Raw genomic sequence first — 17,650 nt, 5'->3', positions numbered from 1 at the left:
GTCATCGAGTTGCCCGTCGTCGTGGTGCCGGTCGGCCCCGACGACGATGGGCTCGACGCCTGCCTGGCCGCGCTGGATTCCAGCACTCCGGCGGGAACCCGCGTCTGGCTCGCCGACGACGCACAGGTCGGCCCGCGCGGTTACGCCATCATCGAGCGCTGGATGAAGCGCACGCGCCTGCAGGCTGACTACACACGGCGCCAGCGCGCCATCGGCGAAGTCGCGCACCTGGACCAGGTGTTGGCCGCGTGCGGCGATGCCGATGTCGCCGTGCTCGCTGCCGACGCGACGCCGCTGCCCGGCTGGCTGACGCGCATGCACGCCAGCTTCGCCGCCGACGGTGCGATCGGCACCGCAACGCCGTGGAGCAATGCCGGCGAGTCCGCGGCCTGGCCGCGCATCGGCGAGATCGCGCCGATACCGGAAGATCCCGAACACTTCGCGCGCGCCGTCGCGGCGATGCCGGCCGAGCATCCCGAGCTGCCCGCGGCCGTCGGCCACGCCGTGGTCTTGCGCGGTAGCGCACGCCGCCGGGCGGGCGGCCTGGACGCAAGCAGCTACGGTTCGTGGTACGCGGCATTGATCGACCTGTCGCTGCGACTGGCCGGCCTGGGCTGGCGCAACGTGCTGTGCGATACCGCATTCGTCGCCCGCCCCGGCGAAGGCGTGCCGGCCGACGGCGACATGGACGCCCTGGCCGCGCGCTGGCCCGACTGGCATGCGCGGCTCGCCGGTTTCCTGATGCAGGACCCGTTGCGCGCCTCGCGCGTGCAGCTGGCCGCCCTGCTTGAAACCCTGGGGCCGCCGCAGCCACAACGCGATCTCTTCGCCTATCCTTCCTCCTTCCCGCATGCGGGAGAAGACTGAACGTCCGCAGCGGCGAAGGTGAAGGAATGAACGAAGCGGGGCCGATCGCCGCGGTAGTGGTGACCTACCAGAGCGCGGAAACCATCGACGAATGCCTGCAGCGGTTGCGTACCGCCGAAGGTGTCGGCGTGATCCGGGTCGTCGACAACGGCTCGGAGGATGGAACGCTGGAGACCGTGCAGCGCCACGCCCTGGCCGACCCGCGCGTGCGCTTCGTCGCCAACCCCGATAACCCCGGCTTTGCGGTCGCCTGCAACCAGGGCGCGGCCGCGGCGGGAGCGGGCATGGACTGGCTCGCATTCGTCAATCCCGATTGCATGGTCGAGCGCGACACGCTGTCGCGCTTGCGCGCGCTCGCCGCGACGCGCGGGGACTGCCTGCTTGGCGCCGACCTGGTCGACGAGCGCGGCGTTCGCGACAGTGCGGCACGCCGCCAGGATCCCGATTTCGCCGCGATGCTCGCCAACGCTTTCCGTGGCGCGGCTCCAGCCTCCACGCTGGACGTGGCGCCGGACGATGGCGAAGCACTGCAGAAGGTCGAGGCCGTGTCCGGAGCGCTGATGCTGACGCCGCGCGCGCTGTTCCAGCGCATCGGCGGCTTCGACGAAGGCTACCGGCTGCATGCGGAAGACCTGGACCTGTGCCGGCGTGCACGCCAGGCGGGTGCGTTCATCGGTGTCGCCAACGCGGTTCGCGTGCTGCACGTGCGCGGCGTGTCGAGCCGATCGCGACCGGTTTTCGTCGAGTGGCACAAGCACCGTGGCCTGTGGCGCTACTTCCGCAAGTTCGAGGCGCCGCGCCGGGGCCTGGGCGTGCAGGCTGGCGTGTTCGCAGCGATCTGGCTGCGCTTTCCGCTGGCGCTGGCGCGGGCGTGGGCGAGACGCTGATCAGCGGTAGCGGTTGATCTCGTCGCGCAGGCGCCGGGCTTCGTTCGCCGCGGCCTGTGCGTAGTCGTCAACCGCGGATGCGTACAGCACCGCACGCGAACTGCTGACCATCAGGCCCGTGCCGTCAGCGGTCTTCGCGTTGGACACCACGGCCTCGACATCGCCGCCCTGCGCGCCGACGCCCGGCACCAGGAACGGAACGTCGCCGACGATCGCACGCACTTCCTTCAACTGCGCCGGCCAGGTCGCGCCGACGACCAGCGAGCAGTTGCCATGGCCGTTCCACTCGCGCGCGACCTTCTCGGCGACGTGCTGGTACAGCGGGCGGCCATCGATGGTGAGGTCCTGCAGGTCGCCGGCGCCCGGGTTCGAGGTGCGGCACAGGATGACCACGCCGCGGTCGGCGCGATCGAGGAACGGCTGCACCGAATCGTGGCCGAGGTACGGATTGGCCGTCACCGCGTCGGCGGCGTAGCGGTCGAAGGCCTCGCTCGCATAGTGCTGCGCCGTGCTGCCGATGTCGCCGCGCTTGCTGTCGAGGATCACCGGGATGCCGGGGTGCGCGGCATGGATGTGGGCGATCACGCGCTGCAGCGCGTCCTCGGCACCGAGTGCGGCGAAGTGCGCGATCTGCGGCTTGAACGCGCAGACATGTTCGGCCGTCGCGTCGACGATGTCGCGGCAGAAGTTGAACACCGCGTCGGCGTCCTGGGCGAACTTCGCCGGGAACTTCGCCGGCTCCGGATCCAGGCCGACGCAGACCAGCGAGTCGGCCTGGGTCCAGCGGTTGCGCAGTGCCTGCATGAAGCTCATGTCGTTTCCTCGGGTGATTGCGACGACGCCCACCTTGCGGTGGGCGTCGGTTGTTGCGTTCTTACTTCAGCGCCTTGAAGCGCAGGCGGTGCGGCTGTGCACCTTCGGCGCCGAGGCGGCGCTTCTTGTCTTCCTCGTACTCGCGGTAGTTGCCCTGGAAGAACTCCACGTGCGAGTCGCCCTCGAAGGCGAGGATGTGCGTGGCGATGCGGTCCAGGAACCAGCGGTCGTGCGAGATCACGAAGGTGTTGCCCGGGAACTCGAGCAGCGCGTCTTCCAGCGCGCGCAGCGTTTCGATGTCGAGGTCGTTCGACGGTTCGTCGAGCAGCAGCACGTTGCCGCCCTGCAGCAGGGTCTTGGCCATGTGCAGGCGACCGCGCTCACCGCCGGACAGCGAGCCGACGAGCTTCTGCTGGTCCTGACCCTTGAAGTTGAAGCGGCCGATGTAGGCGCGCGACTGGATCTCGATGCCGTTGATGTTGAGGATGTCCAGGCCGCCGGAGACTTCCTGGAACACGTTGTGGTTGCCCGTCAGCGCGTCGCGGCTCTGGTCGACGTAGGCCAGCTTCACGGTCGAGCCCATGTCGATTTCGCCCGAATCCGGCTTCTCCTGGCCGGTGATCATCTTGAACAGCGTCGACTTGCCGGCGCCGTTCGGACCGATGATGCCGACGATGGCGCCCGGCGGCACCGAGAAGTTCAGGTTGTCGATCAGCAGGCGCTCGCCGAACTTCTTGCTGACGTTCTTGAACTCGATGACCTTGTTGCCCAGGCGCTCGCCCGGCGGAATGAAGATTTCATTCGTCTCGTTGCGCTTCTGGTAGTCGACCGACTGCAGCTCTTCGATACGCGCCAGTCGCGCCTTGCCCTTCGAGCGGCCGCCCTTTGCGTTCTGGCGAGCCCACTCCAGTTCCTTGTGGATCGCCTTCTGGCGCGCCTTTTCCTGGTTCTCTTCCTGCTTCAGGCGCTCTTCCTTCTGCACCAGCCAGTCGGTGTAGTTGCCCTTCCACGGAATGCCGCGGCCGCGGTCGAGTTCGAGGATCCACTCGGCGGCGTTGTCGAGGAAGTAGCGGTCGTGGGTGACGGCCACCACGGTGCCGGCGTAGCGCGCCAGGAACTGCTCCAGCCATTCCACCGACTCGGCGTCGAGGTGGTTGGTCGGCTCGTCGAGCAGCAGCATGTCCGGCTTCTGCAGCAGCAGCTGGCACAGCGCGACGCGGCGCTTCTCGCCGCCCGACAGGTTGCCGATCACCGCATCCCACGGCGGCAGGCGCAGCGCGTCGGCGGCGACTTCCAGCTGGTTCTCCAGCGTATGGGCGTCGCCGGCGGCGAGGATCGCCTCCAGGCGCTGCTGCTCGGCGGCGAGCTTGTCGAAGTCGGCGCCTTCTTCGGCGTAGGCAGCGTAGACAGCATCGAGCGCGGTCTGTGCGTTGATGATCTCTCCCAGGCCTACTTCCACTGCCTGGCGCACGGTGTGGGTGGGATCAAGCTGCGGTTCCTGCGCCAGGTAGCCGACCTTAATGCCCGCCTGCGGACGCGCCTCGCCGACGAAGTCCGTATCCACGCCGGCCATGATCTTCAGCACCGTCGACTTGCCCGCGCCGTTGAGGCCGAGCAGGCCGATCTTGGCGCCCGGGAAGAACGACAGCGAGATGTCCTTGATGATCTGGCGCTTCGGCGGCACGACCTTGCTGACGCCGTTCATGGTGTAGATGTATTGCATGCGGACTCCGGAACCGGGACGCGACCAGCCCGGCCGGGAGGGCCAGGGTCTGGGCGAGGAAGGCGCAATTATGTCACCCCGGGGGCGCCTCGGACATGCCCGGGGAGTGGCGCAGGCAGGCGGGCTGGCCCCCCGGCCTCGCCGTTCAGATCCAGGCGATCAGGGCGACCACCAGGATGACGGCGAGGTATTTGAGGCCGTAGTACAGCCGCTGGTTGCGCTCGCGCAGGCCCTTGGCCTTCAGGCGCAGGGCGTAGAAGTACTTGAATACCCGGTTGATGCCGCCGGTCTTGTCGCCTTCCATGTTCGGCGAGGCGCCGGCCGCGACCAGGTGGCGCGCGACGAACCGGTTCAGCCACTGTGCCCAGCGGTACTTCATCGGCCGCTCGACGTCGCAGAACAGGATGATGCGGTTCTGCTGGGTCTCGTTGCGGGCGCCGTGGATGAAGGTCTCGTCGAACATCGTCCACTCGCCGTCGCGCCAGCTGTAACGGATGCCGTCGACGTCGATGTAGCAGCCATCGTCGTTGGGCGTGTCCAGCCCCAGGTGCAGGCGCAGGGAGCCGGCGAAGGGGTCGCGATGCGGGCGCAGCTCGCCGCCCGGCGGCAGTTCGGTGAACATCGCCGCCTTGACGCTGGGAATGCCGCGGAGCAGGGCGGTCGTGCGCGGGCACAGCTCGGCCGCGGAGGGGTGCGCGTCGTCGTACCACTTCAGGTAGAAGCGCTTCCAGCCACGACGGAAGAACGAATTGAAGCCGACGTCGTTATAGCCGTCGGCGGCCTTGATGTGCTGGAGCTCGCGCAGCCGCAGGGCTTCGGCGCGGATGTCCTGCCAGTGCTCGCGCAGCGGGGCCAGTTCGGGGAAGTGGCGGCCCGGGTCGTCGAGATAGGCGGTGTTGGGCACGCGCGAGAACGCGTACATCAGCACGTTGACCGGGGCCATGAACGTGGAATGGTCCAGCAGCTGCCGGCCGAAGCGGTGCCGCACGCGCCCGCGCAGGTGCACGTAGACGGCGCTGGCGATGAACAGCAGGAGGAGAGCCCATTTCATTGCAGGGGGTCCGGAATCAGGGGGAATCCCCCGTGCGGCCGGGCATGGCGGCACGGGTTGGTGGCCGCATTTTAAGGCCTGGGCTACCATCCTGAGCCTGACTGCGCCGTCCCACCGGCCCTTTATCTACCGTTCGAGGTCCTGCGAATGTTCCCCAGCTCTGCCCGTATCGCCGGTTACGACGATGAACTCGCCCAGGCGATCGCCCATGAGGCCCGCCGCCAGGAGGATCACGTCGAGTTGATCGCCTCGGAGAATTACGCCAGTCCGCGGGTGATGGAGGCGCAGGGCAGCGTGCTGACCAACAAGTATGCCGAGGGCTACCCGGGCAAGCGCTACTACGGTGGCTGCGAATACGTCGACATCGCCGAGGAACTGGCGATCGACCGCCTGAAGAAGCTGTTCGATGCCGACTATGCCAACGTCCAGCCGCATTCGGGCTCGCAGGCCAACCAGGCCGTGTACTTCGCCTTGCTGAACCCGGGCGACACCATCCTGGGCATGTCGCTGGCCCATGGCGGCCACCTGACCCACGGCGCCAAGGTCAACATCTCCGGCAAGCTGCTCAACGCGGTGCAGTACGGCGTCAACGACCAGGGCCTGATCGACTATGACGAGGTCGAGCGCCTCGCGGTCGAGCACAAGCCGAAGATGGTCGTCGCCGGCTTCAGTGCCTACTCGCAGAAGATCGACTGGGCGCGCTTCCGCGCCATCGCCGACAAGGTCGGCGCCTATCTCTTCGTCGACATGGCCCACGTCGCCGGCTTGGTTGCCGCGGGCGTGTACCCCAATCCGCTGCCGCACGCGCACGTGGTCACCTCGACCACGCACAAGACGCTGCGCGGTCCGCGCGGCGGCATCATCGTCGCCAAGGGCGCGTCCGAAGACCTGGTGAAGAAGCTGCAGAGCATCGTCTTCCCGGGCATCCAGGGCGGTCCGCTGATGCACGTCATCGCCGCCAAGGCGGTGGCCTTCAAGGAGGCGCTGGACCCGGAGTTCACCACCTACCAGCAGCAGGTCGTGAAGAACGCGCAGGCGATGGCCAAGACGATCATCGCGCGCGGCTACAAGATCGTGTCCGGCGGCACCGAGAACCACCTGATGCTGGTCGACATGATCGGCAAGGGCATCACCGGCAAGGATGCGGAAGCCGCGCTCGGCAAGGCGCACATCACCGTCAACAAGAACGCGGTGCCGAACGACCCGCAGAAGCCGTTCGTGACCTCCGGCCTGCGCATCGGCACGCCCGCCGTGACCACGCGCGGCTACCAGGAGGCCGACTGCATCGAACTGGCCAACTGGATGTGCGACGTGCTCGACGCGCCGAACGATGACAAGGTCATCGAAGCCGTGCGCGCGAAGGTCACGGCGCAGTGCAAGAAGTACCCGGTCTACGGTTGAGCGCCGGGAGCCTGTGATGACGCTGCGACCGCTGGTGATGCTGCTGGCGATCGCCGGCACTGCCTGTTCGGTTTCGCCATCCCAGCGCGAGAGCGTGGACAAGGCCAGGATCGTCAACGCGTCGCAGGCCCATCCGATCACGCACGTGGCGCGTTACGACCGGGACACCGGCGCGTGCGCGGCCGGCGCGGTGCAACTGCTGTCGCGCGATGAGGTCGAGTCCCTCGTCGCGGGCTGGAAAGAGCCGGACCAGGGCTGCGACGGCCCCCGCAAGCGGCGTCTTCCCGAGCACGGCGCCTACCCGGGCTCGGCGCGGCGCGACCAGGCCCCGGGTTCGGCGCACGTGCTCGTGCGGCTCGAGGCCGACGGCCGGGTCGAATCCGTCCGGGCAGTGTGCGCGACCGATGCCTCGTTCGCCGAAGCCGCCGTCGAGACTATTTCGCGGATCGAGTTCTCGCCGATGAGCTGCCAGGGAATGCCGACCCGGATCGCGTTCTTCCTGCCGATGGAATACGAGTACCGTTGAAGCCGCGCCCCGGCTGCGGCCAGTCGAAGCGAGTACGAGGAAGCGTATGCACTGCCCGTTCTGCCAGCACCCCGACACCCGCGTGATCGATTCGCGCGTGTCCGACGACGGCGCCACGATCCGGCGCCGGCGCGTCTGCGAGGCGTGCGGCGAGCGTTTTTCCACGATCGAGACGATCGAGCTGAAGCTGCCGCTGATCATCAAGAGCGACGGCCGCCGCGAGGCGTTCGACGCGCGCAAGCTGCGCGCCGGCTTCGACCGCGCGCTGCAGAAGCGCCCGGTGTCGGAGGAGCAGATCGAGACCGCGGTGCGCGCAGTGGTCCACCAGTTGCGCATGACCGCCGAACGCGAGCTGGATTCGCGCCGCGTCGGCGAGTTCGTGATGACAGAACTACGCAAGCTCGACCACGTCGCCTATGTCCGCTTCGCCTCGGTGTATCGCGCGTTCGAGGACGTGGCCGATTTCCGCGAGGTGCTCGACCGCCTCGAGCACGACCATCCGCCTACCGAAGGCCAACTGCCGTTGCTCGACGGCGACCTGCCACCCGAGAAAAGGCGCCGCCGGTGAACGGCATTGCGCGAGCGGCATGCTTACTGCTGCTGATCGCGTTGCTGCCGGCAGGCGCGCTGCATGCGCAGGAGCCCGGGCGGGCCGATGAGCCGGTGGCCGCGGCGGCGGCACCTGCCGCGTTGGCCGGGCATTACCACCTCGAAGGCATCATGGAGACCGGCTCGGAGCTGCGACTCGGAGCCGACGGCCGCTTCCAGTGGTACTTCGTCTATGGCGCGCTCGACCTGATGGCGGAAGGACGCTGGCAGCGCGAAGGCGATCACGTCGTGTTGCTGCCCGACCAGTTCCACTTCCCGCCGCAGTATCCCGAGACCGAGTTCAAGCGCATGACGTTGCGCATCGACGGCACGGAGCTGATTCCTGCATGGCCCTGGGACGACGGCAACGAACGCGGACGCTACACACAAGATTGAGACAGGCTGGATCGAGAGATTGAGACAGGCTGGATCGAGGCAGGCATGACTGAGCAGGGTTTCACCGCCACCGACCACGCGATGATGGCGCGCGCATTGCGCCTGGCCGAACGCGGCGCCTACACCACGCGGCCCAACCCGATGGTGGGCTGCGTCATCGCGCATGGCGACGAGGTCGTCGGCGAAGGCTGGCATCAGCGCGCGGGCGGTCCGCACGCGGAAGTGTTCGCGCTGCAGGCAGCCGGCGAACGTGCGCGCGGCGCCACGGCCTACGTGTCGCTGGAGCCCTGCGCGCACACGGGCCGGACCGGTCCCTGTGCCGACGCGCTGGTCGCCGCCGGCGTCGCGCGCGTGGTCGCGGCGATGCGCGATCCGTTCCCGCAGGTGGACGGTGTCGGCTTCGACAAGCTGCGTGCCGCCGGCATCGTCGTGCAGTCGGGTCTGATGGAGGCACAGGCGCGCGCACTCAACCGGGGCTTCATTTCCCGCATCGAGCGCGGGCGGCCCTGGCTGCGCGTCAAACTCGCGACCAGCCTGGACGGGCGCAGCGCATTGGCCAGCGGCGAATCGAAATGGATCAGCGGCGAAGCCTCGCGCCTGGACGTGCAGCACTGGCGCGCGCGAGCAGGCGCGATCGTCACCGGTGCCGGTACGGTGCTGGCGGACGATCCGTCGCTGACCGTGCGTTTGGAAGACGACACGCCTTTCGAGCCGCCGCTGCGCGTGGTGCTCGACCCGGGCTTGGCGACGGTCGCTCGAGGACGCGTGCGCGAAGGCGATGCGCCGACGCTGTATATCCATGCACCCGACGCCAAGCCGCCGCGCGGCATCAATGCACAACTCGCGGCCGTGCCGGTGCGCGAAGGCCGCTTCGACCTGGACGCGGTGCTGCGGCTGCTGGCCGAGCGTGGCGTCAACGAGATCCAGCTCGAAGCCGGCGCGACGCTGGCCGGCGCCTTCGTCTCCGCCGGACTGGTCGACGAGATCCTGCTGTATGTCGCGCCGGTGCTGCTCGGCGACCACGCACGCCCGATGTTCGAAGGGCTGTCCATCGACTCGATGGCGCAGAAGCTGAAGATGACGATCGTGGAGTCGCGCTACATCGGCCAGGACGTGCGCCTGCTGCTGCGCCCGGAAAAGGCCGACTGACGGAAGGCCTCGCGTTATGCGAGGTGCACTCACGTCGCTATGGAGGCTCGAAATGTCCAGCCCGATATCGCTGGCGGTGGCCGCTCTGCTGTTGCTGGCCAGTTCCGATGCGCTTGCGCAGAAGGCGGCGGACGAGCCGGCGCTGGCGCTCGCATTCACTGACGCACAGCTCAAGTGGCTCGGCTGTCCCTCGTTCATGCCGGCCGGTTGCGAAATCGCCGTCCTGCACGGCGACCCGGCCAAGGCCAACGCGGACATCCTCATTCGCGTGCCTGCGGATTCCACCATTCCCCATCACTGGCACACCTCCGCCGAACGCATGGTGCTGCTTTCCGGACAGCTGCAGGTGACCTACGACGGCCAGGAGACCGTTGCACTCTGGCCGGGTCACTATGCCTACGGACCTGCAAAGCGTCCGCACCACGCCTACTGCAGCAAGGGCTCGGCTTGCGTGCTCTTCATTGCGTTCGAATCTCCCGTCGACGCCGTGCCTTCTGCGTCGCCGGGCAAATAGAGTCGAAGAACGGATGAGCGGCGCGAACTTCAAAGACCATTTCTCCGGCCTCGCGCAGGCCTATGCCGAAGCTCGGCCTGAGTATCCGGACGCCCTGTTCGATGCGATCGTGGCGGTCGTGCCGGCGAGTGCGCGCGTGTGGGAACCGGGCTGCGGCAGCGGCCAGGCGACGCGTGGGCTGGCGACGCGCTTCGCGCACGTGTTCGCGACCGAACCCAGCGCAAACCAGCTGGAGCGGCACTGGGCGCAGCCCTCGTCCGGGTACACCGGCAACGTCACCCTGGCGGTGGAGCCGGGCGAGCGCACGTCGCTGCCCGATGGTGGTGTGGAACTGGTGGCGGTCGCCCAGGCGCTGCACTGGTTCGACCTCGAAAGATTCTTCGCCGAATGCCGTCGCGTGCTGGCGCCGCGCGGCGTGCTCGCGGCCTGGGGCTATGGGGACTTCCTTGCGCCGGAGGGCATGGTCGAGGCGGTGGAGGCATTCCGCGCGCAGATCGACCCGTACTGGCCGCCGGAGCGGGCGTTCGTCGATGCGCATTACGCGGATTTCGACTGGCCGTTCCCGGCGCTGCCGGCGCCGGACCTCTGGCTGGAGGAGGAGTGGCGGCTGCCGCATTTCCTGCGCTACCTGACCAGCATGTCGGCGGTGGGGCGCTGCCGGGCCGAGACCGGCGCGGATCCGGTCGCCCGCCACGCTCCGGCGTTGGCTGACGCCTGGGGCGATCCCGACGAGCCCCGGGTGATCCAGTGGCCGCTGTTCCTTCACCTGCGGCGCAAGCCCGGCTGAGCCTGCTGGCGGAACAGTGCGTCCGGCCGGGGCCGGCGACCCCCGGTGCTAGAATGCCGCGGCCGGTTCGCCGGCCAAAACCAACGACGTCTTCAGGGCGGGGTGCAATTCCCCACCGGCGGTAGGTGCAGGACGCTGTCGCACAGGCAGCCCCGCACGAGCCCGCGAGCGCCTCCTGCGATCCGCTTCGGCGGGCGTGGAGGGTCAGCAGATCCGGTCCGATGCCGGAGCCGACGGTCACAGTCCGGATGAAAGAAGACGGCGGCGCATGGCGGCGGGACGCTCGGGAGAGCGAGTCCCGCACGGCCCTATTGGGCCGGTCCATGCCTGCCTCATGCCTTGGGACGTTTTTCGCCCACCGTTGCGGGAAACGTTTCATGTCCATTGCCAACCTTTCCAAGTCCGCCGCCTTCCGGCAGGAGGCGCGCTGATGTTCACCGGCATCATCGAGGGCCTCGGTCGCGTGGCCGCCATCGAGAACCGCGGCGGCGACGCGCGTCTGACCGTCGAGGTCGGCACGTTGCCGTTCGAGGCGGTGCAGTTGGGCGAGAGCATCGCCGTCAACGGCGTGTGCCTGACCGTGGTCGAGTTCGACGCCACGAGCTTCGCCGCCGACGCCTCCAACGAAACGCTGTCGCTGACGACGCTCGGTGCGCTGAAGGCGGGCACCGTCGTCAACCTGGAGCGTGCGATGCGTCCGACCGATCGCCTCGGCGGGCACCTGGTCAGCGGCCATGTCGACGGCGTCGGCGCAGTGGCCGGCATTGCCGAGGATGCGCGCGCACAGCGCTGGCGCTTCACCGCGCCGGCTGCGCTGCTGCGCTACGTCGCCAAGAAGGGCTCGATCTGCGTCGACGGCGTCAGCCTCACCGTCAACGAAGTCGACGAAACAGGCCTCGAAGTCGCGCTGATCCCGCACACGGTGTCGCACACCGCGTTCTCCCAGACCCGCGTCGGCGACGCGGTGAACCTGGAGATCGACCTCGTCGCGCGCTATGTCGAACGGCTGCTGGCCGGACGCACCACCCACTGAAAACTACGGTGCCGCGGCAGCGGTGCCCATGAAACCGGAATACCCCATGGCCTTCAGCCCCATCCCCGAACTGCTGGAAGAAATCCGCGCCGGCCGCATGGTCGTCATCGTCGACGACGAGGACCGCGAGAACGAAGGCGACCTGATCATGGCCGCCGAACTGGTGCGTCCGCAGGACATCAACTTCATGGTCACGCACGCGCGTGGCCTGGTGTGCCTGTCGCTGACGCGCGAGCGCTGCCGCCAGCTTGGCCTGCCGCCGATGGTGCGCGACAACACCTCGCCGCACCACACCAACTTCACCGTCAGCATCGAGGCGGCCGAAGGCGTCACCACCGGCATTTCCGCCTACGACCGCGCACACACGATCCGCACCGCGGTGCGCCCGGACGCCGCCGCCAGCGACCTGTCGCAGCCGGGCCACATCTTCCCGCTGATGGCGCAGCCGGGCGGCGTGCTCAATCGCGCCGGCCATACCGAAGCGGCGGCTGATCTCGCGTTGCTGGCGGGACTGGAGCCTTCCGGCGTGCTGGTCGAGATCCTCAATCCCGACGGCAGCATGGCGCGCCGTCCGGAACTGGAGGCCTTCGCCGCCGAGCATGGCCTGAAGATCGGCTCGATCGAGGAACTGATCCGCTATCGCCTGGCCACCGAGCACACGGTCGAGCGTGTCGATGCGCGCGAGATCGAGACCGAGCACGGACCGTTCCGGCTGTTCACCTACCGCGATCGCCTGAGCCATGCGCTGCACTTCGCAATGCTCCGCGGCGAGCCCGACCCGGCGACGCCGACGCTGGTGCGCGTGCACGTGCAGAACCCGCTGGCCGACGCGCTGCACTGGCGCCGCCCGGACTTCGGTCCGGCGGTGGGCGATGTGCTGGCCCGGATCGCCGCCGAAGGCTGCGGCGCGCTGGTGCTGCTGGCCGACCACGCCGACGCCCAGGCGCTGCTGGCGCGCGTGCGCGCTCCGCAGCACGCCGACGACGGATCGGCCGCGGCCGGTCATGCCCTGGCCGAGTGGCGCCGCAACGGTGCCGGTGGCCAGATCCTGGCCGACCTGGGGCTCGGCAGGCTGCGCGTGCTCGGCACGCCGCGCAAGCAGATCGGCCTGGCCGGTTTCGGCCTGGAAGTCGTCGAGTACGTCGATCCGCAACACTGAGCCATCCACATCGAGGCTTTCCCGGGCGCGCCCGGGATACCCGCGTTAAAATGCCCGCCCCTTACGAAGAACGCCCATGACCCACTACGAAGGCGACCTGCGCAGCCCTGAAGGCGCGCGTTTCGCGATCATCGCCAGCCGCTGGAACCCGCGTATCACCGATACGCTGGTCGCCGGCGCACGCAAGACCTTCGCCGACAACGGCGTCTCGGAAGGTGCCGTCGACGTGATCCGCGTGCCGGGCGCATGGGAAATCCCGCTCACTGCGGCGCGCCTGGCCGCAGCCGGCCGGCATGCGGCGGTGGTGGCGCTGGGTTGCGTCGTGCGTGGCGATACGCGCCATTACGAGCAGGTCGCCGACGGATGTTCGGACGGTCTGATGCGCGTGTCGCTGGATTACGGCATTCCGGTCGCCAACGGCGTGCTGGCCGTGGAGCGACACGAGGATGCCGAAGCCCGCGCTGGCGGCAACCACGGGAACAAGGGCGAGGAAGCGGCCTTGGCCGCATTGGAAATGAGTCACTTGCTGGGGCAACTGCCATGAACCGCCGTCGTCAGGATGGAATCGATCCCGTTGCCCGCTCGCGTGCGCGCCGCCGTGCGCTGCAGGCCGTCTATGCCTGGCAGATGTCGGGTGCCAGTGCGCGCGACGTGATTGCGCAGTTCGCGCACGAACAGGCGCACGAAGTCGCGGACCTCGAATACTTCGAGGACCTGGTGCGCGGTGTCGACGAGCATTGCAACGAACTCGACGAAGCGCTCAAGCCTTTCCTCGATCGCGACATCGAGCAGGTCGATGCGGTCGAGCGCGCGGCCCTGCGCATCGCCGCCTACGAGCTGCGCCGCCGCCTGGACGTGCCGTACCGCGTCGTCATCAACGAGGCGATCGAGTCGGTGAAACGCTTCGGCGCCGAGCACGGCCACACCTACGTCAACGGCGTGCTCGACCACGCCGCCGCCGACTGGCGCGCGAGCGAGGCCAAGGCGCCGCGCGGCAAGTAATGAGTGCTCCCTCTCCCGCGTGTCCCCCCAAGGGGACTTCCTTCGGGGCGCGGGAGGAGGGCCGGGTGAGGTCACGGACGCGGGACCGAGGACAACAAGTGCCCGAATTCGACCTCATCGATCGCATCCGCCAACGCGCCGCCACGCGCGAGGACGTGGTTCTCGGCATCGGCGACGACGCCGCGCTGTTGCAGCCACCGGCGGGAAAGCTGCTGGTGGTCGCCACCGATACCCTCAATGCCGGCGTGCACTTCCCCGGCGAAACGGCGCCTGCCGACATCGGCTGGAAGGCGCTGGCGGTCAACCTGTCCGACCTTGCCGCAATGGCGGCCGAACCTGCCTGGTGCACGCTGTCGCTTTCGCTGCCGGACGCCGATGAGCGCTGGATCGATGGCTTCCTCGACGGCTTCCTGGCGTTGGCTGGCCAGCACCGTGTCGCGCTGGTCGGAGGCGACACCACGCGCGGCCCGTTGTCCGTGTCGGTGACGGTGCATGGTTTCGTCGAGCCGGGTCGTGCGCTGCGCCGCGATGCCGCGCGCATCGGTGACGACGTCTGGGTCAGCGGCACGCTCGGCGATGCCGCCGCGGCGCTCGAGCAGTGGCGTTCCGGTGCTTCGTCCGACGAAGCGCTGCGCGCACGGCTCGATCGACCGGTGCCGCGTATCGCCCTGGGGCGGGCGCTGGCCGGAGTCGCTCGCGCCGGCATCGACGTCTCCGACGGCCTGCTCGCCGACCTGGGCCACGTCTGCCGCGCCAGCGGAGCCGCGGCCGAACTGGACCTGGAGTCATTGCCGGCCTCGGAGGCACTGCAGTCGGCGTTCGCTGTGCCCCAGCGCCACGCGCTGCAGGCGGCGGGCGGCGACGACTACGAACTCTGCTTCACCGCACCGCCCGACGTGCTGGAGGACGTGCAGCGCGTGGCCGCCGCCGTCGGCACGCCGGTCACGTGGATCGGCCGCATCGTCGAAGGCGAGGGCGTGCGCGTGTTCGACGCGGACGGAGAGCGCTGGGCACCGCCGCGCGGCGGCTACGAACACTTCGGTTGAGGACGTCGCGGCATCCGTTGCCGCGCTAAGATCGAAACGCCGGCGAGAGCATTTTGCCGGTGCAAGGCGCTGCCGCTGCGCCGGCGCGGCCTGCCTTCGCATGTCCCGTCACCGCTGCATGACGGTTCCGGCGCTGCCGCTCGCTGCGGAGGTGCGCGTGGACAGCAACCAGGTAATGGTCGTACTGGGCATCGTGCTGATCGTGTTCCCGATCGTCCTGATCGCCGTGCTGAACCGCGTGTTCCGCAAGGGTGGCGGTATCACCAAAGGCTGGGGCGGCGTGCTGTTCGTCTGCCTGTGCTGGATCGCCGCGATGTGGCTCGTGCGCTCGAAGATCGCCGATTTTCTCTGATATCGCCCGGCGCGTGGCACCTGATCAGGGCAGCAGCTTGCCCGGGTTGAGGATGCCGTCGGGATCGAACGCCGATTTCACCGCGCGCATCATCGCCAGCGTCGGCGGGTCGATCGCCTGCGGCATGAACTCGCGCTTGGCCAGGCCGATGCCGTGCTCTCCCGACAGCGTGCCGCCGAGTGACAGCGTCAGGGCGAAGACGCGCGACATCGCCACGCTGGCGCGCGCCGATTGCGCGGTGTCTGCCGGGTCGTAGAGCAGGTTCACGTGCAGGTTGCCGTTACCGGCGTGGCCGAAGCAGACGATCGGCAATGAGAACTCGCGCGAAAGGTGCTGCACGCCGTCGACCAGGTCGGGGATGCGCGAGACCGGCACCACCACGTCCTCGTTGATCTTTCCCGGTGCCAGCGTGCGCAGCGATGGCGACAATGCCTTGCGCGCGGCCCACAACCGTTCGCGCGCGGCTTCGTCGGCGGCGTCATCGAGCGAGACGAGTCCGTCGACGGTGGCGGCCGCCATCAAGGTCTCGATGGAGTGCGGCAGCGTGTCCGCGTCACCGTCGGCCTCGATCATGAGCAGCGCGCCGGCTTCCTGCGGCAGGTCGGCGCCGCCGATGTCGCGTGCCAGGCGTACCGCGTCGGAATCCATGAACTCCAGCATCGAAGGCGTCAGCGGCTGCGCCATCAGCTGCGCCACCGCCTGCGCCGCGCTCGACACATCGCGGTAGATCGCGCGCAGCGCACCCCGTGCCTGCGGCAGCGGCGTCAGCCGCAGGCTGGCTTCGACGATCAGCGCCAGCGTGCCTTCGCTGCCGACCAGAAGACGCTGCAGGTCGTACCCGGTCGCGCCCTTGGTGGTCGCCGTCCCGCAATGGATCAGTTCGCCGGCGCCGGTCACCGCGGTGAGCGCGAGCACGTTGTCGCGGCTGGCGCCGTACTTCACCGCGCGAGGACCGCCGGCATTGCAGGCGAGGTTGCCGCCGACGGTGCTGTAGCCGGCGCTGGTCGGATCCGGCGCCCAGAACAGGCCGTGCGCTTTCAGCGCGGCCTGCAGGTCGCCGTTGAGTACACCCGGTTCGACCACCGCGCAGCGGTCGCCGGGACGGATGTCGAGGATGCGGTTCATGCGCTCGAACGACACGACCACGCCGCCCGCCACCGGCACCGTGGCGCCGGTGGTGTTGGTGCCGCGGCCGCGCGCGATCACCGGCACGCGCCGCGCGCGGCAGGCCTGCACGAGCGCGGCGACCTGTTCGCGCGTGGTCGGCAGCGCCACCGCGTCGGGCAGCGACTGCCGGCGCGAGTTGTCGTAGGCGTAGGCGAGCCGCTCGCTGGGATCGGTGAGCCAGCCGTCGCCGAGCACACGGGCGAGTTCGTGGTTCAGGTCGGGCGGCAGCGCGTTCATCGCCGGGAGGATAGCGCGCCGGTCGCGTGGCGCAGGCCAAGACCGAGCAGCGCGAATGTCGCCGCAGGCAGCCATACCCAGCGCAGTTCCGAAACCAGCACCGCGATTCCGTGCGATCCGAAGAAGCCCAGGCCGATCGGCGATACGCGGATGGGGCGCCACGGCGCGAACACGCGCAGGTCGGACCAGGGCCAGAACAGCGCGACGCCGAGTCCACCATTGGTGAACGCATCCAGCAGCGGATGCGAGGCGGCACAGGCGAACAGCCAGAACCACGCCCGACGGAACGTGGCGCCCAGCCATCGATACGACGACGCGCCTAGCGTGGCGAGCGCTGCCGCGAACATCAAAGAGTGGCTGACGCCGCGATGGCCGAATGCGTCCGCGTACGGGATGCCGAAAGCGAACGCGAGCACGTCGGCGTCAGGCAGCATCGCCGCGACCATGCCGGCCACAACCATGCGATGGGTGACGCGATTCGAACCCAGCGCGATGCCGGCAGCGAGCGGCACGATGGCGTGGGTGAGGATGGTGGGCATGCTGCGTCGCTAGAAATCGTCGGCGCGGAACGCGTCGCGCAGCCAATTCAGACGCGGCGCCGCCGGCTCGCCGCTGGCCTCGATCACGTCGAAACGACAGGCTGCGTTGGCGTACTCGCGGTGGGCGGCGAGGAAGGCCTGCGCGGCGCGCACCAGCTTGCGGCGCTTGCCCGAATCGATCGAAGCCGCGCCGCCGCCGAAGCTCCCGCCACGCCGCTAACGCACTTCGACGAATACCAGCGTGTCGCCGCCGCGCGCATCGCGTTCGAGCATGACCAGATCGAGTTCGCCAATGCGGTAGTTGGCATTGGCGGCGACCTCGCGCAGGCCGGCGCGCACCAGATGGTCGCGCGCCGCCGATTCCACCGCGGAGCCGCATTCGCGCCGTCCTTGCGCGAGCTTCGTCATTGCGG

Annotated in this window: 20 protein-coding genes, 1 pseudogene and 1 riboswitch; of the genes and pseudogenes, 15 read left to right on the top strand and 6 right to left on the bottom strand. The window is 68.8% G+C overall.

Going from position 1 to position 17,650, the window contains the following annotated elements:
* Positions 1–3: 3 nt before the first annotated feature.
* Entirely contained in the window at positions 4–867 is an 864-nt protein-coding gene (locus IU514_RS17980; protein ID WP_194932587.1) for a glycosyltransferase, read from the top strand.
* A gap of 26 nt (positions 868–893) precedes the next feature.
* Positions 894–1,754: a glycosyltransferase family 2 protein gene (locus IU514_RS17975; protein ID WP_194932522.1), complete on the top strand. Its 861-nt coding sequence runs from the start codon at positions 894–896 to the stop codon at positions 1,752–1,754.
* Here IU514_RS17975 and pyrF read toward each other — a convergent pair whose 3' ends face one another.
* From pyrF to lpxO, 3 genes are all read right to left on the bottom strand, one after another.
* The gene (pyrF, locus tag IU514_RS17970; protein ID WP_194932521.1) at positions 1,755–2,567 is read right to left on the bottom strand and encodes an orotidine-5'-phosphate decarboxylase; all 813 of its coding nucleotides are present in this window, start codon (positions 2,565–2,567) and stop codon (positions 1,755–1,757) included.
* Between the two features lie 61 nt (positions 2,568–2,628).
* Entirely contained in the window at positions 2,629–4,290 is a 1,662-nt protein-coding gene (gene ettA, locus IU514_RS17965; protein WP_194932520.1) for an energy-dependent translational throttle protein EttA, read from the bottom strand.
* Positions 4,291–4,435: 145 nt separating this feature from the next.
* Positions 4,436–5,341: a lipid A hydroxylase LpxO gene (lpxO, locus tag IU514_RS17960; RefSeq protein ID WP_194932519.1), complete on the bottom strand. Its 906-nt coding sequence runs from the start codon at positions 5,339–5,341 to the stop codon at positions 4,436–4,438.
* A 147-nt stretch (positions 5,342–5,488) separates the two neighbouring features.
* On the opposite strand from lpxO, the gene glyA reads away from it, so the two are divergent.
* The 13 genes from glyA to IU514_RS17895 all read left to right on the top strand — a co-directional run bounded on the left by glyA (position 5,489) and on the right by IU514_RS17895 (position 15,294).
* Positions 5,489–6,742, top strand: coding sequence for a serine hydroxymethyltransferase (glyA, locus tag IU514_RS17955; RefSeq protein ID WP_194932518.1), 1,254 nt, complete (start codon positions 5,489–5,491; stop codon positions 6,740–6,742).
* A gap of 16 nt (positions 6,743–6,758) precedes the next feature.
* Complete coding sequence (locus IU514_RS17950; RefSeq protein ID WP_194932517.1) at positions 6,759–7,268, top strand: energy transducer TonB; 510 nt, start codon at positions 6,759–6,761, stop codon at positions 7,266–7,268.
* A gap of 46 nt (positions 7,269–7,314) precedes the next feature.
* Positions 7,315–7,836 (top strand): transcriptional regulator NrdR, encoded by a 522-nt coding sequence (gene nrdR, locus IU514_RS17945; protein WP_194932516.1) that lies wholly within the window; start codon positions 7,315–7,317, stop codon positions 7,834–7,836.
* Entirely contained in the window at positions 7,833–8,252 is a 420-nt protein-coding gene (locus IU514_RS17940) for a hypothetical protein (protein WP_194932594.1), read from the top strand. The genes nrdR and IU514_RS17940 overlap by 4 nt, the downstream gene beginning before the upstream one ends.
* 45 nt (positions 8,253–8,297) lie before the next feature.
* Positions 8,298–9,401, top strand: a complete 1,104-nt coding sequence (gene ribD, locus IU514_RS17935; protein ID WP_194932515.1) for a bifunctional diaminohydroxyphosphoribosylaminopyrimidine deaminase/5-amino-6-(5-phosphoribosylamino)uracil reductase RibD — start codon at positions 8,298–8,300, stop codon at positions 9,399–9,401.
* A gap of 52 nt (positions 9,402–9,453) precedes the next feature.
* Entirely contained in the window at positions 9,454–9,915 is a 462-nt protein-coding gene (locus IU514_RS17930) for a cupin domain-containing protein (RefSeq protein WP_194932514.1), read from the top strand.
* A gap of 13 nt (positions 9,916–9,928) precedes the next feature.
* On the top strand, positions 9,929–10,702 hold the full coding sequence (locus IU514_RS17925) for a class I SAM-dependent methyltransferase (RefSeq protein ID WP_194932513.1): 774 nt from the start codon (positions 9,929–9,931) through the stop codon (positions 10,700–10,702).
* An 84-nt stretch (positions 10,703–10,786) separates the two neighbouring features.
* A riboswitch (FMN riboswitch) is annotated at positions 10,787–10,966 on the top strand.
* 166 nt (positions 10,967–11,132) lie between these two features.
* Entirely contained in the window at positions 11,133–11,735 is a 603-nt protein-coding gene (locus tag IU514_RS17920) for a riboflavin synthase (RefSeq protein WP_194932512.1), read from the top strand.
* A 46-nt stretch (positions 11,736–11,781) separates the two neighbouring features.
* Positions 11,782–12,894 (top strand): 3,4-dihydroxy-2-butanone-4-phosphate synthase, encoded by a 1,113-nt coding sequence (ribB, locus tag IU514_RS17915; RefSeq protein WP_194932511.1) that lies wholly within the window; start codon positions 11,782–11,784, stop codon positions 12,892–12,894.
* Between the two features lie 76 nt (positions 12,895–12,970).
* Entirely contained in the window at positions 12,971–13,438 is a 468-nt protein-coding gene (gene ribH / locus IU514_RS17910; RefSeq protein WP_194932510.1) for a 6,7-dimethyl-8-ribityllumazine synthase, read from the top strand.
* The gene (nusB, locus tag IU514_RS17905; protein WP_194932509.1) at positions 13,435–13,896 is read left to right on the top strand and encodes a transcription antitermination factor NusB; all 462 of its coding nucleotides are present in this window, start codon (positions 13,435–13,437) and stop codon (positions 13,894–13,896) included. The genes ribH and nusB overlap by 4 nt, the downstream gene beginning before the upstream one ends.
* A 98-nt stretch (positions 13,897–13,994) precedes the next feature.
* A complete protein-coding gene (gene thiL / locus IU514_RS17900) occupies positions 13,995–14,942 on the top strand; it encodes a thiamine-phosphate kinase (RefSeq protein WP_194932508.1) in 948 nt (315 codons plus the stop codon).
* A gap of 100 nt (positions 14,943–15,042) precedes the next feature.
* A complete protein-coding gene (locus IU514_RS17895; protein ID WP_194932507.1) occupies positions 15,043–15,294 on the top strand; it encodes a hypothetical protein in 252 nt (83 codons plus the stop codon).
* Between the two features lie 24 nt (positions 15,295–15,318).
* Here IU514_RS17895 and IU514_RS17890 read toward each other — a convergent pair whose 3' ends face one another.
* From IU514_RS17890 to IU514_RS17880, 3 genes and pseudogenes are all read right to left on the bottom strand, one after another.
* Positions 15,319–16,698, bottom strand: a complete 1,380-nt coding sequence (locus IU514_RS17890; RefSeq protein ID WP_194932506.1) for an FAD-binding oxidoreductase — start codon at positions 16,696–16,698, stop codon at positions 15,319–15,321.
* Positions 16,695–17,237, bottom strand: coding sequence for a metal-dependent hydrolase (locus tag IU514_RS17885; RefSeq protein ID WP_194932505.1), 543 nt, complete (start codon positions 17,235–17,237; stop codon positions 16,695–16,697). Before IU514_RS17885 ends, IU514_RS17890 begins: the two co-directional genes overlap by 4 nt.
* A gap of 9 nt (positions 17,238–17,246) precedes the next feature.
* Positions 17,247–17,645 (bottom strand): annotated as a pseudogene (locus tag IU514_RS17880) (YraN family protein).
* Between the last annotated feature and the right edge of the window lie 5 nt (positions 17,646–17,650).

Origin of the sequence: Lysobacter niastensis, from assembly GCF_015453285.1 — a bacterium.
GTDB classification, from domain to species: Bacteria; Pseudomonadota; Gammaproteobacteria; order Xanthomonadales; family Xanthomonadaceae; genus Lysobacter_J; species Lysobacter_J niastensis.
Note: the sequence above shows the minus strand (reverse complement) of the source record. Positions and strands in the feature narration are given on the sequence as shown.

Coding starts and splice junctions, on each gene's coding strand:
- IU514_RS17890 (WP_194932506.1), bottom strand. CDS start 16,698: ATGAACGCGCTGCCGCCCGACCTGAACCACGAACTCGCCCGTGTGCTC.
- IU514_RS17895 (WP_194932507.1), top strand. CDS start 15,043: ATGTCCCGTCACCGCTGCATGACGGTTCCGGCGCTGCCGCTCGCTGCG.
- IU514_RS17885 (WP_194932505.1), bottom strand. CDS start 17,237: ATGCCCACCATCCTCACCCACGCCATCGTGCCGCTCGCTGCCGGCATC.
- IU514_RS17930 (WP_194932514.1), top strand. CDS start 9,454: ATGTCCAGCCCGATATCGCTGGCGGTGGCCGCTCTGCTGTTGCTGGCC.
- ribH (WP_194932510.1), top strand. CDS start 12,971: ATGACCCACTACGAAGGCGACCTGCGCAGCCCTGAAGGCGCGCGTTTC.
- ribB (WP_194932511.1), top strand. CDS start 11,782: ATGGCCTTCAGCCCCATCCCCGAACTGCTGGAAGAAATCCGCGCCGGC.
- glyA (WP_194932518.1), top strand. CDS start 5,489: ATGTTCCCCAGCTCTGCCCGTATCGCCGGTTACGACGATGAACTCGCC.
- ettA (WP_194932520.1), bottom strand. CDS start 4,290: ATGCAATACATCTACACCATGAACGGCGTCAGCAAGGTCGTGCCGCCG.
- IU514_RS17925 (WP_194932513.1), top strand. CDS start 9,929: ATGAGCGGCGCGAACTTCAAAGACCATTTCTCCGGCCTCGCGCAGGCC.
- IU514_RS17975 (WP_194932522.1), top strand. CDS start 894: ATGAACGAAGCGGGGCCGATCGCCGCGGTAGTGGTGACCTACCAGAGC.
- pyrF (WP_194932521.1), bottom strand. CDS start 2,567: ATGAGCTTCATGCAGGCACTGCGCAACCGCTGGACCCAGGCCGACTCG.
- nusB (WP_194932509.1), top strand. CDS start 13,435: ATGAACCGCCGTCGTCAGGATGGAATCGATCCCGTTGCCCGCTCGCGT.
- ribD (WP_194932515.1), top strand. CDS start 8,298: ATGACTGAGCAGGGTTTCACCGCCACCGACCACGCGATGATGGCGCGC.
- IU514_RS17920 (WP_194932512.1), top strand. CDS start 11,133: ATGTTCACCGGCATCATCGAGGGCCTCGGTCGCGTGGCCGCCATCGAG.
- IU514_RS17950 (WP_194932517.1), top strand. CDS start 6,759: ATGACGCTGCGACCGCTGGTGATGCTGCTGGCGATCGCCGGCACTGCC.
- nrdR (WP_194932516.1), top strand. CDS start 7,315: ATGCACTGCCCGTTCTGCCAGCACCCCGACACCCGCGTGATCGATTCG.
- lpxO (WP_194932519.1), bottom strand. CDS start 5,341: ATGAAATGGGCTCTCCTCCTGCTGTTCATCGCCAGCGCCGTCTACGTG.